Raw genomic sequence first — 12,984 nt, forward strand, 5'->3', positions numbered from 1 at the left:
CGAGTGCTCGATGAACGACAGCCTGCGCGCCGAAGCGCTGCTCGCCGACCTGCCCCGCGAAGGCCGTGGCCGGCTCAAGGTGTTTCTCGGTGCGGCGCCGGGCGTGGGCAAGACCTACGCCATGCTCCAGGCCGCCCATGCGCAACTGCGCCAGGGCGTGTTGCTGCGCGCCGGGGTGGTGGAAAGCCACGGCCGCAGCGAGACCGAGGCGCTGCTGCTGGGGCTGCCACAGCAGCCACCGCTGCGCCTGCCGTATCGCGGTCTTGAACTCAGCGAGATGGACCTCGACGGTCTGCTCGCCGACCCACCCAAGCTGGCGCTGGTCGATGAGCTGGCGCACAGCAACGCCCCCGGCAGCCGCCACGCCAAGCGCTGGCAGGACGTGCAGGAGCTGCTTGCTGCCGTCATCGACGTCTACACCACGGTCAACGTCCAGCACCTGGAAAGCCTCAACGACCGCGTCCGCGACATCACCGGCGTGCAGGTGCGCGAGACGGTGCCGGACTGGGTGCTGCAGGAAGCCGACGAGATCCAGCTGGTCGACCTGCCGCCGCGCGAGCTGCTCGAACGCCTGCGCGACGGCAAGGTGTACATGCCCGAGCAGGCGCGCGCGGCCATCGACGCCTTCTTCTCGCCGACCAACCTGACTGCGCTGCGCGAACTGGCCATGCAGACCGCCGCCGCGCGGGTCGATGCCGACCTCGACCAACGCTACCGCCAGCTCGGCCAGGCCGCGCCCAGCGTGCTCGGGCGCCTGCTGGTGGGTGTTGATGGCGATGGCGAGGCCGAGCGTCTGGTGCGTCATGCCTGTCGGGTGGCCGAGCGTCGTCATCTGCCCTGGTCGGTGGTGCACGTGGACGGCCGCCAGGCCATGGACGAGGAGCAGCGTGGCCGTCTGCAAGCCGCGCTGCGCCTGGCCGAGCGCCTCGGTGGCGAGGTGGTGACGCTGCACGGCGACTCGGTGGCGCGCACGCTGCTCGACCATGCCCGCGAGCGCCGCGCCAGCCTGATCCTGGTCGGCAACAGTACGCGGCGCCTGCGTCGGCGCTGGTTCGGTCGCGGTCTTGGCGAGCGCCTGCTGGCTGCCGGGGCCGGGCTGGAGGTGAGTGTGCTGGATGCGGCGGGTGATCAGCCACGGGCTGGCCGGCGCACGCGCATCGCCCCGCGCTGGCGCGACTACCTGCTGGCCACACTGGCGACTGCCTGCGCCACGCTGATCTCCCTCGGCCTGGCGCGGGTGCTGGAGCTGCCGAACATCTCCCTGGTGTTCCTCGCCGCCGTACTGCTGGTGGCGGTGCGCAGCAGCCTGGGGCCGGCGCTGGCGTGCTCGGGGCTGTCGTTCCTGGCCTACAACTTCCTGTTCATCCCGCCGACCCTGACCCTGCGCATCCAGCGTCAGGAAGACGTGCTGACCCTGCTGTTCTTCCTGCTCATGGCTGGGTTGACCGGCAACCTGGCCAGCCGCCAGCGGCGCCAGGTGCAGGCGCTGCGGCAGGCGCAGGGCGAAACCACGGCGCTGCTGGAGCTGTCGCGCAAGCTCACCGTTGCTGCCGACCGCCAGGCCGTGCTGGCGGTGGCTGAGCAGCAATTGGGTGGCTGGGCGGACATGCAGCTGACCCTGCTGTCGCGCAGCGCTGATGGGCAGTGGCGCCATGAGGGGGGGCTGCCCGCCGAGTTGCCCGATGCCGAACGCGCCGCCGCCGACTGGGCCTGGCAGCACGAGCAACCTGCCGGCCTCGGCACCGACACCCTGCCCAGCAGTCGCTGGTGGTGGTGGCCGTTGTGTGGCGAGGAGGGACCGCTGCTGCTGATCGGTTTGCAGAGCGCCGACGGCACACCGCTGGCGGACGAGCGTCGGCGCCTGGTGGCTGCCCTTGCCCAGCCGCTGGCGCAGGCCCTGGCCCGTGCGCAATTGGCCGAGGAGCTGGAAGCGGCGCGTCTGCATGGGCAGACCGAGGAGCTGCGCAGCGCGCTGCTGGCTTCGGTGTCGCACGACCTGCGCACGCCGCTGACGGCCATGCGCGGCTCCATCGACAGTCTGCTGGCGCTGGGCGATGCGATCCCTGCGGCGGATCGTAACGAGCTGCTGGAGGGCACCCGAGACGAGGCCGAGCGCCTCGACCGCTACATCCAGAACCTGCTCGACATGACCCGCCTCGGCCATGGCGGGCTCAAACTGGCGCGCGACTGGGTGGCGCCCAGCGACATCGTCGCCAGCGCCCTGCAACGCCTGCGCGCGGTGCTAGCGCCGCTGCAGGTCGAATGCGTACTGCCGACGGAACCACCGCTGCTGTACGTGCACGCGGCGCTGATCGAGCAGGCACTGATCAACGTGCTGGAGAATGCCGCGCGCTTCTCGCCGCCCGGTGGCCGTCTGCGCGTGGCGCTGGAGTACGATGAACAGGCGCTGCGCTTCGTCGTCGCCGACCAGGGCCCTGGCATTCCCGAGGCGGAACGGGCGAAGATCTTCGACATGTTCTACACCGCAGCGCGGGGTGATCGCGGCGGCCAGGGTACGGGCCTGGGCCTGGCGATCTGCCAGGGTATGGTGGGTGCCCATGGCGGCCGCGTCACGGTCGGCGAGGGGCTCGACGGCCGTGGCGCCAGCCTGACCCTGCACCTGCCATTGACCGCGCAACCGCAAGCCGCCGAGGAAGACTGATGAGCCAAGGGCCGAACATTCTGCTGATCGACGACGAGGCGCAGATTCGCAAGTTCCTGCGCATCGCCCTTAGCGCCCAGGGCTATCGGGTGCTGGAGGCGGCGAACGGCGAAGACGGCCTGGCCCAGGCGGCACTGCACAACCCCGATCTCGTCGTGCTCGACCTCGGCCTGCCCGACCTCGACGGCCAGCAGGTACTGCGCGGCTTGCGCGAATGGAGCCAGGTGCCGGTGCTGGTGCTCTCGGTGCGCGCCAGCGAGGGCGAGAAGGTGCTGGCGCTGGATGGCGGCGCCAATGACTACGTGACCAAGCCGTTCGGCATCCAGGAGTTCCTCGCCCGTGTGCGCGTGCTGCTGCGCCAGGGCCAGGGGCGTGAAGCGCTGCCGGCGAGCATCGTCTGTGGCGCGCTGAACATCGATCTGGCCTACCGCCGGGTCACCCTCGACGACGCCGAAATCGCCCTGACGCCCAAGGAATATGCTGTGCTGGCGCTGCTCGCCCAGCACCTCGGCCGGGTCGTGACCCAGCAACAACTGCTGCGCGACATCTGGGGGCCCAGCCACGTCGGCGACAGCCACTACCTGCGCGTGGTGGTCGGCCACCTGCGGCAGAAGCTCGGCGACGACCCGGCCGCGCCGCGCTACCTGATCACCGAGGCCGGTGTGGGTTATCGCCTGCGCGAGCCCGCCTAAAGTACCAAGGCCAGGCGCAAACGATCCCGATGCTGCAGGCCGTTCTCGAACAGCGGCTCGGGGTAGTGCTGCGGGAAATAATCCGGCTCCACCGCCACCACGCGAAAACCGGCGCGCTGGTAGAAGGTCAGCTGGTGACCGAAGGTGCCGGTGCCCAGCTCCAGTCGCTGCGCCCCGAGCTGCCGGGCCTGCTCGATGGCGTGGCGTAGCAGCAGGGCGCCGATGCCCTGGCCCTGGTGCTCGGGTGCCACGGCGATGTTCATCAGTTCCCAGGTGTCGGCCGTCAGGGCCTTGATCACGTAGACGCCGACAGTCGCTTCGCCCAGGCGTGCGACCACGCAATGACCCTCCTGCAGATAGCGGGCGATGACGCTGGGGCTGGGGTCGGCCTCCAGCAGCAGCGCTATCGGTACCTGTTCGCTGGGAACCTTGTGCAGGCTTGGGGTGGGCATGACGAACCTTCCTTGAATAACTTTTTGGTTATAAATAAATCATTATTTATTCTTTTTGTTTCGATTGGTTCCTGAGCATAGTGAGCACCACGCAAGCTACTGCCAAGGAGCACGATCATGAGCATCCGTCTGGGCGACATCGCCCCTGACTTCGAACAGGATTCCAGTGAAGGCCGCATTCGATTCCACGAGTGGCTGGGCGACAGCTGGGGCATCCTCTTCTCCCACCCGGCCGACTTCACGCCGGTGTGCACCACCGAACTGGGCTTTACCGCCAAGCTCAGGGACGAATTCGCCAAGCGCGGCGTCAAGGCCATCGCCCTGTCGGTCGACCCGGTGGATTCGCACATCAAATGGATCGATGACATCAACGAGACGCAGAACACGGTGGTCAACTTCCCGATCATCGCCGATGCCGACCGCAAGGTGTCCGACCTCTACGACCTGATCCACCCGAACGCCAACGACACCCTGACTGTGCGTTCGCTGTTCGTCATCGACCCGAACAAAAAGGTGCGCCTGACCATCACCTATCCGGCCAGTACCGGGCGCAACTTCAATGAAATCCTGCGCGTGGTTGATTCGCTGCAGCTGACCGACAACTACAAGGTGGCCACCCCGGCCAACTGGCAGGACGGTGAAGAGGTGGTGATCGTGCCGTCGTTGAAGGACGAGGCCGAGATCGCCGAGCGCTTCCCGAGAGGCTATCGCGCAGTGAAGCCCTATCTGCGTCTGACGCCGCAACCGAACCGCTAAGGACTGACCATGCATGTCGTGTTGCTATCCGGTAGCCCTGCGGCGCGCTCGCGCACTGAAGTGCTGCTGGACCATGTACGCCAACGCCTCGAGGCGCAGCACGTGGAAGTGAGTTGGCTACGGGTGCGGGATTTTCCGGCCGAGGATCTGCTGCATGCCCGCTTCGACAGCCCGGCAGTGCAGCAGCTGCAGGCTGTGGTGGCCAGCGCCGATGGCCTGGTGGTCGGTACGCCGGTATACAAGGCATCGTTTACCGGTGCGCTGAAGGTGCTGCTGGACCTGCTGCCCGAACGTGCCCTGGCGCACAAGGTGGTACTGCCCCTGGCCAGTGGTGGCAGCCCGGCGCATCTGCTGGCTGTGGATTACGCGCTCAAGCCGGTGCTGGCCGCGCTGAAGGCGCAGGAAATGCTCTCCGGCGTGTTCGCCGTGGACAAGCAGATCGCCTACCCGGAAGGGGACAGGCCCGCGCAGATCGACGACGAGTTGCGCGAACGTCTCGATGAGGCTCTGGAACAACTGGGCGCAGCCCTGGCGCGACGGCCGAAGCCGATCGACCCGAACCTGCTCAACGACCGGCTGGTGAACGCTCGCTGGAGCATCTGATCCATCTGTAACACCCCCGCCTTACTCGCCCGCCAACGGGCAAGCAGGTAGCCAACCAAGACATCACTGCAAAGGGAGAGCGCCATGCGCACCATTACTTTGCGTCGAAGCCTGGTCGCCCTGTTTGCCGCGGCCATTTCCTTCGGCGCCATCACTCAAGCTCAGGCTGCTTCTGATAACAAAAGCGTCCTGCGTATCGGCTATCAGAAATACGGCACCCTGGTATTGCTAAAGGCCAAGGGCACCCTGGAAAAACGCCTGGCCGAGCAGGGCGTGGAGGTCAAGTGGACGGAGTTCCCGGGCGGTCCGCAACTGCTCGAAGGTCTCAACGTCGGCTCCGTGGATTTCGGTGTCACCGGTGAAACCCCGCCGGTATTTGCTCAGGCAGCTGGCGCCGACCTGCTCTACGTCGCCCATGAGCCGCCGGCTCCGACGGGCGAGGCGATCCTCGTACCCAAGAACTCGCCGATCAAATCGGTGGCCGAGCTCAAGGGCAAGAAGGTCGCCCTTAACAAAGGCTCCAACGTGCATTACCTGCTGGTTCGTGCACTGGAAGACGCCGGCCTCAAGTACGGCGACATCACCCCGGTCTACCTGCCGCCGGCCGATGCCCGCGCCGCCTTCGAGCGTGGCAGCGTCGATGCCTGGGTGATCTGGGACCCGTTCCAGTCCGCCGCCGAGAAGCAATTGCAGGCCCGCACCCTGCGTGACGGTAGCGGTCTGGTGGATAACCACCAGTTCTACCTGGCGACCCGCACCTATGCCGAGAAAAACCCGCAGGTGGTCGGTGTGCTGGTCGAGGAAATCCGCGGCGTCGGCGAGTGGGTCAAGGGCAACCTCGACGAAGCCACCAGTCAGGTCGCGCCGCTGATCGGCCTGTCCCCGGAGATCACCCGCCAGGCCGTCGAGCGCCAGGGTTACGGCGCGCAGTTCATCACCCCGGAGGTGGTCGAGGCGCAGCAGAAGATCGCCGACACCTTCACCGAGCTGAAGCTGATCCCCAAGCAGCTGACCATCAAGGACGTGATCTGGAATCCGCCGGCCAAGGTCGCGCAGAACCAGTAGAACCCTCACCCCCAGCCCCTCTCCCGGCGGGAGAGGGGAGCGAATCCAAGGAGACCACTCCATGAGCCTCAATATTTTCTGGTTCCTGCCTACCCATGGTGATGGCAAGTACCTGGGCACAGCCGAAGGCGCGCGCGCCGTCGACCACGGCTACCTGGCCCAGGTCGCCCAGGCGGCTGACCGCCTCGGTTATGGCGGCGTGCTGATTCCCACCGGGCGTTCCTGCGAGGATTCCTGGCTGGTAGCCGCCTCGCTGATCCCGCTCACGCAGAATCTGAAGTTTCTCGTTGCCCTGCGCCCGGGGATCATTTCGCCGACCGTGGCTGCGCGCCAGGCGGCGACCCTGGATCGCCTGTCGAACGGCCGTGCGCTGTTCAATCTGGTGACCGGGGGCGACCCGGACGAGTTGGCCGGCGATGGCCTGCACCTGTCGCATGCCGAGCGTTACGAGGCCTCCGTCGAATTCACCCGTATCTGGCGCCGCGTGCTGGAAGGCGAAACCGTCGACTACGACGGCAAGCACATCCAGGTGAAGGGCGCCAAACTTCTCTATCCGCCTATCCAGCAGCCGCGTCCGCCGCTGTATTTCGGCGGTTCCTCCGACGCAGCGCAGGACCTGGCCGCGGAGCAGGTCGAGCTGTACCTGACCTGGGGCGAGCCGCCGGCTGCGGTGGCCGAGAAGATCGCCCAGGTGCGTGAGAAGGCTGCCGCGCAGGGGCGCCAAGTGCGCTTCGGCATTCGTCTGCACGTGATCGTGCGCGAGACCAATGAAGAGGCCTGGGCGGCGGCAGATCGCCTGATCAGCCACCTGGATCAGGGCACCATCGACCGCGCGCAGGCGTCGCTGGCACGTTTCGATTCGGTCGGCCAACAGCGCATGGCCGCCCTGCACGGCGGCAAGACCGACAACCTGGAAGTGTCGCCGAACCTCTGGGCCGGCGTCGGCTTGGTGCGCGGCGGCGCTGGCACCGCGCTGGTCGGTGATGGCCCGACCGTGGCGGCGCGGGTCAAGGAGTACGCCGGGCTGGGCATCGACACCTTCATCTTCTCCGGCTATCCGCATCTGGAAGAGTCGTACCGGGTCGCCGAACTGCTGTTCCCGCACCTGGACGTGGCCCAGCCTGCGCGTCCGGAGAGCCGCGGCTATGTCAGCCCGTTCGGCGAAATGATCTCCAGCGACATCCTGCCGAGGGCGGCTTCGGCGAGTTGAGGTGGTGCAACGCTGGTACAGGTTTTCCCGGATTGCATCCGGGCTACGGACCGAATCGTAGGGTGCGCTGCGCGCACCGCGATTGCCTGCGCTCCCATTGGTGCGCATGGCGCACCCTACGGGTCGATGTTCCTCCGGCTCTCCCATTGATGGGGGAGAGGGGATTTGTAGCCCGGATGAAATCCGGGAGCACAGGTTCGAGTAAACAGAATTCTTCGAGGCAAAAAATGCGCAACACGACCCTTCACAAACTGGCCCTGCGTGCCGCGCCCTGGGCCTTGCCGCTGGGGCTGCTGGCCGCCTGGCAACTGGCGGTGGCCAGCGGCTGGCTGTCCAGTCGCATCCTGCCGGCGCCCAGCGCCGTGCTCGCCGCCGGCTGGGAGCTGCTGGCCTCCGGCGAAATCTGGCAGCACCTGGCGATCAGTGGCCAGCGCGCCGGTATCGGCTTCGCCATTGGCGGCGGCATCGGCTTGCTGCTGGGCTTTATCACCGGCCTGTCGAAATGGGGCGAGCGCTTTCTCGATAGCTCGGTGCAGATGATCCGTAACGTACCGCACCTGGCGCTGATTCCGCTGGTGATCCTGTGGTTCGGCATCGACGAGGCGGCCAAGGTGTTCCTGGTCGCGCTCGGCACGCTGTTCCCCATCTACCTCAACACTTACCACGGCATCCGTAACGTCGACCCGGCGCTGGTTGAGATGGCGCGTAGCTATGGTTTGTCCGGTTTCGCCCTGTTCCGCCAGGTGATCCTGCCCGGCGCGCTACCATCGATTCTGGTGGGCGTGCGTTTCGCCCTGGGTTTCATGTGGCTGACGCTGATCGTTGCCGAGACCATATCGGCCAGCGCCGGCATCGGCTACCTGGCGATGAACGCCCGCGAATTCCTGCAGACCGACGTGGTGGTGCTGGCGATCCTGCTCTATGCGGTGCTCGGCAAGCTGGCCGACGTCGCCGCCCGTGGCCTTGAGCGCGTGTGGCTGCGCTGGCACCCGGCCTATCAGGTCAAGGCAGGTGACCAATGACAGCGCTGCATAACATTCGTCAGGGCATTCCCCTGACTATCGAGAAGATCGAGAAAACCTTCGGCGAGCGTCAGGTGCTCAAGGGTATCGACCTGCATATCCCGGCCGGCCAGTTCGTCGCCGTGGTTGGTCGCAGTGGCTGCGGCAAGAGCACGCTGCTGCGCCTGCTGGCCGGGCTGGATCAACCCAGCGACGGTCAGCTGCTGGCCGGCAGTGGTTCGCTCAACGCCGTGCGTGAAGACATTCGTCTGATGTTCCAGGACTCGCGTCTGCTGCCCTGGAGGCGGGTGATCGATAACGTCGGCCTCGGTCTTGCCGGCAACTGGCGCAAGCAGGCCAAGGAAGCCCTGGCGGCGGTCGGCCTGGCGGATCGCGCCAATGAGTGGCCGGCGGCCCTGTCCGGGGGGCAGAAGCAGCGTGTGGCGCTGGCCCGCGCGCTGATCCACCGCCCACGTCTGTTGCTGCTCGACGAGCCGCTGGGCGCGCTGGATGCGCTGACCCGCATCGAGATGCAGCAACTGATCGAGCGCCTGTGGCAGCAGCATGGCTTCACCGTGCTGCTGGTCACCCACGACGTTGCCGAAGCGGTGGCCGTAGCGGACCGGGTGATCCTCATCGAGGACGGCCAGATCGGCCTCGACCTCGATGTGCAGCTGGTACGCCCGCGTCCGCATGGCTCGCCACTGCTGGCAGCACTGGAAGCGCGCGTGCTCGACCGGGTGCTGGCGCAGCCTGAATTACCCATACCACCGGAGCCCGTATCACCCCTGCCCACGCAATTGCGTTGGGCGCTTTGACGCCGTAGCCCGGATGCAATCCGGGAGCGGTTGCAAGATTCCCCGGATTTCATCCGGGCTACATCAGTGGACCATCAGGAGAAACACCATGACCATCAAAGCCATCAACGTGCGTAACCAGTTCAAGGGCAGCATCAAGGAAATCGTCATCGGCGACGTGCTGTCGGAAATCGACGTGCAGACCGCCGCCGGCATCGTCACCTCGGTGATCACCACCCGTTCCGTACGCGAGCTGGAACTGCAGGTGGGCAGTGAAGTGATCGCCTTCGTCAAATCCACCGAGGTGTCCATCGCCAAACTCTGATCGGCGGATGACGGCTCCCTCGCTCCAGCGTGGGAGCCCAAGCCTGGGCGCTTTGCGCCCGCTTGCGCTGGTGCTGCATCAGCATCTGACGCAGAGCGTCTCTGGATGCATTCCCACGCGGGGCGTGAGGAACGATCAATCGCCAAGCTGTAAAAGTCAGGTATCGCCCAGCCCTCGGAGACGAGGGCCGCACGACCTTATTCAGGAGAAAAGAACTCTGGTTATAAGTGGTTAATAAAAAGATATTTTTCAGCTATATGATTTTTCTGCAGAATCGCGCCATCAAATAGCCTGCCTGCAGGCTGGTGCCAATCAGATAAGTGACTGGCCTTGGCCTGCAGGTTCCTCTCTCGATAAGAAGGACGCCTTAGATGCTGAAGAAGATCGTTCTGGCCAGCGTGGCCAGCGCCACCCTGCTGACGGGCTCGCTGAGCCATGCCGCCGCCGATACGCCATTCCACAACGCCTCCTACGACATCGCCCGCGAGCTGTTCGGCGAGATCAATCCGCTGTTCGTCGAGCACTGGAAGCAGCAGAGCGGCAAGGAAGTGAAGATCATCCAGTCCTTCGCCGGCACTTCGCGCCAGGCGCAGGACATCATTCAGGGCAAGAAGGTCGATGTGGTCACCTTCAACCAGGTGACCGATGTGGACATCCTGGCCAAGCGCAAACTGCTGCGTGAGGACTGGGCCGAGCAGTTCCCCAACAACAGCTCGCCGTACTACAGCACCACTGCCTTCCTGGTGCGCGAAGGCAACCCGAAGAACATCAAGAGCTGGGATGACCTGATTCGCGATGACGTGAAGCTGGTATTCCCCAACCCGAAGACGTCCGGCAACGCCCGTTACAGCTACCTGGGCGCCTGGCTGTTCGCCAACGAGAAATTCAACGGCGACCAGGAGAAGGTCAAGGCCTTCGTCGGCAAGCTGCTGAAGAACGTCGAGAACTTCCCCACCGGTGGCCGTGGCGCCACCGTGGCCTTCGCCCAGAACGGCCAGGGCGACGTGCTGCTGACCTTCGAGTCGGAAGTGATCAACATCGCCAAGGGCGACGAGTTCAAGTCCGCCAACCTGGCAATCGTGGTCCCGGAGGTCAGCGTACTGGCTGAGTTCCCGGTGGCCATCGTCGACAAGGTGGCCGACGAGCGCGGCACCCGCGAGCAGGCCAAGGCCTTCCTGGATTTCCAGTACAGCAAGGACATCCAGCAACTGCTGACTCGCTACAACTACCGTGTGCACAACCCGGAAGTGGTCGAGGCGACCAAGGCGCAGTTCGCTCCGGTACGCCTGATCAACCCGACCGAGGTGCTCGGTACCTGGGACGAGATCACCGCCAAGCATTTCGACAACGGTGGTATCCTCGACCAGCTTCTCGCGACCGGGCGCTGAGCGCGCCGGTCTGGCGTAGCAGGCTGTTGAAAAACGTAGGCGAGGCAGGCAAGACAAGGCAAAAACGGCCGAAAAAGCGCAGTTTACGTGCTGTAAATGAGCATTTTGAGGCCGTTTTTAACGCAGTATTGCCAACGTAGGTAGTTTTTCAACGGCCTGTTAGGGCGGGTGCAACCCACCAGCCTATGAGTGGCGGGTTGCACCCGCCCTACGCGAGCATCGTAATGGTCCGTTGGCCGCCTTCTTGGCGGCCAACTGCATTTGTAGAGCCGAGCTTTTCGTGAGTAAACCGACGCTGTTCTTCCTGCAGACCCCGCTGTTGCCCGGCTTCGGCCTGAGCTTCGGCGTCAGTGTGCTGTACCTCTCGCTGGTGATCCTGCTGCCGTTGTCGGCGCTGCTGCTGTACGTCAGCGACATGACCTGGGGCCAGTACTGGTTCGCGATCAGCGATCCGCGCGTGGTGCAGACCTACAAGGTGACCATTTCGGCGGCCTTCTACTCGACCCTGGCGGTGCTGGTGATCGGCCTGTTGCTGGCCTGGATCATCACCCGCTACGACTTCCCCGGTCGGCGCATCGTCGATGCGCTGGTCGACCTGCCGTTCGCCCTGCCGACCTCGGTAGCCGGCCTGACGCTGGCGACGCTGCTGGTGCCCAATGGCTGGATCGGTCAGTGGCTGGGTTTCAAGGTGGCCTATGCCTATGCCGGTATCGTGGTGGCGATGGTATTCACCAGCATTCCCTTCGTGGTGCGCACCGTGCAGCCGGTGCTGCAAGACCTCGGCTCGGAATACGAAGAGGCCGCGCGCACGCTCGGCGCCAGTCGTCTGCAGACCTTCCGCAAGGTCATCTTGCCGACCCTGGCCCCGGCGCTGGTCACCGGTGGTTCGCAGGCGTTCATTCGCAGCCTCGGCGAGTTCGGCGCGGTGATCATGATCGCCGGCAACATTCCCTACCAGACGGAGGTCAGCTCGCTGATGATTTTCGTCCGTCTGCAGGAATTCAATTACCCGGCGGCGGCGGCCATCGCTTCGGTGATCCTGCTCGCGTCGCTGATTCTTCTGTTCCTCCTGCAGGTCGTGCAGGGGCGTCTGTTCGCATGGCAACGGCAAGGTCGATGAAAAAGCCTCAAGATTGGCGCCAGTGGGCGCTGGTAGTTCTCGGTCTGATGCTGGTGGCGCTGATTCTGCTGGTACCACTGGCATTGATCTTCAGCAAGGCGCTGGCCGGCGGGCTTGAGCTGCTGTGGAGCAATCTGAACGAAGACTACATGCTCCACGCCATTGGCCTGACCCTGTTGGTGGCAGCGATCACCGTGCCGCTGAACCTGTGCTTTGGCATCTGCCTGGCCTGGTGCGTGACCCATTACGACTTCCGTGGTCGCAAGCTGCTGACCACGCTGATCGACATTCCTTACGCGGTATCGCCGGTGGTCGCTGGTCTTTGCTACCTGGTGGTGTATGGCCTGGAAAGCTTCATCGGCCGCTGGTTCTACGATAACGGCATGCAGCTGATGTTCGCCTGGCCGGGCATCGTCATGGTCACCGTGTTCGTCACTGCGCCATACGTGGCGCGCATCCTGATTCCGGTGATGCAGACCCAGGGCCAGGACGAAGAAACCGCCGCCATGTGCCTGGGGGCCAGCGGCTGGCAGATCTTCCGCCGCATCAGCCTGCCCAAGATCAAGTGGGCGCTGCTGTATGGCGTGGTGGTGACCAATGCCCGCGCGGTCGGTGAGTTCGGCGCGGTGTCTGTGGTGTCCGGCACCATCATCAACCAGACCCTGACCCTGCCGCTTCTGGTCGACCAGCTCAACAACGACTACAAACCAGCAGCCGCCTTCACCGCAGCCGGCCTGCTGGCGTGCATGGCGCTGCTAACGCTGTTCCTGAAAACCTTCATGGAGTGGCGCCAGCGCCGCCTGATGCAACGCGCCGAGGCGTGATCAGGGTGGCATTGGCGGGCGACACTCCGCTATAGCCTTTATGACCTATCGCGGCTGAAGCCGCTCCCACGGGGAGAGGTGTAGGAGCG

The 12,984-nt window shown here is 65.1% G+C and carries 13 protein-coding genes; 12 read left to right on the forward strand and 1 reads right to left on the reverse strand.

Annotation, left to right across the window (positions count from 1 at the left end; translation table 11 throughout):
- Window positions 1–10: 10 nt before the first annotated feature.
- Together GV002_RS13505 and GV002_RS13510 are read left to right on the forward strand one after the other, a co-directional pair.
- Window positions 11–2,662: a sensor histidine kinase gene (locus tag GV002_RS13505; RefSeq protein WP_160018839.1), complete on the forward strand. Its 2,652-nt coding sequence runs from the start codon at window positions 11–13 to the stop codon at window positions 2,660–2,662.
- Window positions 2,662–3,354, forward strand: a complete 693-nt coding sequence (locus GV002_RS13510; protein ID WP_160018840.1) for a response regulator — start codon at window positions 2,662–2,664, stop codon at window positions 3,352–3,354. The genes GV002_RS13505 and GV002_RS13510 overlap by 1 nt, the downstream gene beginning before the upstream one ends.
- On the opposite strand, the gene GV002_RS13515 is transcribed toward GV002_RS13510, so the two are convergent.
- A complete protein-coding gene (locus GV002_RS13515) occupies window positions 3,351–3,806 on the reverse strand; it encodes a GNAT family N-acetyltransferase (RefSeq protein WP_160018841.1) in 456 nt (151 codons plus the stop codon). The two genes, GV002_RS13510 and GV002_RS13515, sit on opposite strands and share 4 nt — an antisense overlap.
- 117 nt (window positions 3,807–3,923) lie before the next feature.
- On the opposite strand from GV002_RS13515, the gene GV002_RS13520 reads away from it, so the two are divergent.
- The 10 genes from GV002_RS13520 to cysW all read left to right on the forward strand — a co-directional run bounded on the left by GV002_RS13520 (window position 3,924) and on the right by cysW (window position 12,895).
- Complete coding sequence (locus GV002_RS13520) at window positions 3,924–4,562, forward strand: peroxiredoxin (RefSeq protein ID WP_160018842.1); 639 nt, start codon at window positions 3,924–3,926, stop codon at window positions 4,560–4,562.
- A 9-nt stretch (window positions 4,563–4,571) separates the two neighbouring features.
- Window positions 4,572–5,165: an NADPH-dependent FMN reductase gene (gene ssuE, locus GV002_RS13525; RefSeq protein ID WP_160018843.1), complete on the forward strand. Its 594-nt coding sequence runs from the start codon at window positions 4,572–4,574 to the stop codon at window positions 5,163–5,165.
- Window positions 5,166–5,249: 84 nt separating this feature from the next.
- On the forward strand, window positions 5,250–6,230 hold the full coding sequence (locus GV002_RS13530; RefSeq protein ID WP_160018844.1) for a sulfonate ABC transporter substrate-binding protein: 981 nt from the start codon (window positions 5,250–5,252) through the stop codon (window positions 6,228–6,230).
- A 61-nt stretch (window positions 6,231–6,291) separates the two neighbouring features.
- On the forward strand, window positions 6,292–7,440 hold the full coding sequence (gene ssuD, locus GV002_RS13535; RefSeq protein WP_160018845.1) for an FMNH2-dependent alkanesulfonate monooxygenase: 1,149 nt from the start codon (window positions 6,292–6,294) through the stop codon (window positions 7,438–7,440).
- A gap of 227 nt (window positions 7,441–7,667) precedes the next feature.
- A complete protein-coding gene (gene ssuC / locus GV002_RS13540; protein WP_160018846.1) occupies window positions 7,668–8,462 on the forward strand; it encodes an aliphatic sulfonate ABC transporter permease SsuC in 795 nt (264 codons plus the stop codon).
- Window positions 8,459–9,259 (forward strand): aliphatic sulfonates ABC transporter ATP-binding protein, encoded by an 801-nt coding sequence (gene ssuB / locus GV002_RS13545; protein ID WP_160018847.1) that lies wholly within the window; start codon window positions 8,459–8,461, stop codon window positions 9,257–9,259. The genes ssuC and ssuB overlap by 4 nt, the downstream gene beginning before the upstream one ends.
- Window positions 9,260–9,347: 88 nt before the next feature.
- On the forward strand, window positions 9,348–9,563 hold the full coding sequence (locus GV002_RS13550; protein ID WP_003242436.1) for a TOBE domain-containing protein: 216 nt from the start codon (window positions 9,348–9,350) through the stop codon (window positions 9,561–9,563).
- A 371-nt stretch (window positions 9,564–9,934) separates the two neighbouring features.
- A complete protein-coding gene (cysP, locus tag GV002_RS13555) occupies window positions 9,935–10,951 on the forward strand; it encodes a thiosulfate ABC transporter substrate-binding protein CysP (protein WP_160018848.1) in 1,017 nt (338 codons plus the stop codon).
- Between the two features lie 280 nt (window positions 10,952–11,231).
- Window positions 11,232–12,071 carry a sulfate ABC transporter permease subunit CysT gene (gene cysT / locus GV002_RS13560; RefSeq protein WP_160018849.1) on the forward strand — a complete coding sequence of 280 codons (840 nt, stop codon included), beginning with the start codon at window positions 11,232–11,234 and terminating at the stop codon, window positions 12,069–12,071.
- Window positions 12,068–12,895 (forward strand): sulfate ABC transporter permease subunit CysW, encoded by an 828-nt coding sequence (gene cysW, locus GV002_RS13565; protein ID WP_160018850.1) that lies wholly within the window; start codon window positions 12,068–12,070, stop codon window positions 12,893–12,895. The genes cysT and cysW overlap by 4 nt, the downstream gene beginning before the upstream one ends.
- The last annotated feature ends 89 nt before the right edge of the window (window positions 12,896–12,984 follow it).

It is taken from the genome of Pseudomonas sp. 8O, from assembly GCF_902506495.1.
GTDB lineage: Bacteria > Pseudomonadota > Gammaproteobacteria > Pseudomonadales > Pseudomonadaceae > Aquipseudomonas > Aquipseudomonas chaetocerotis.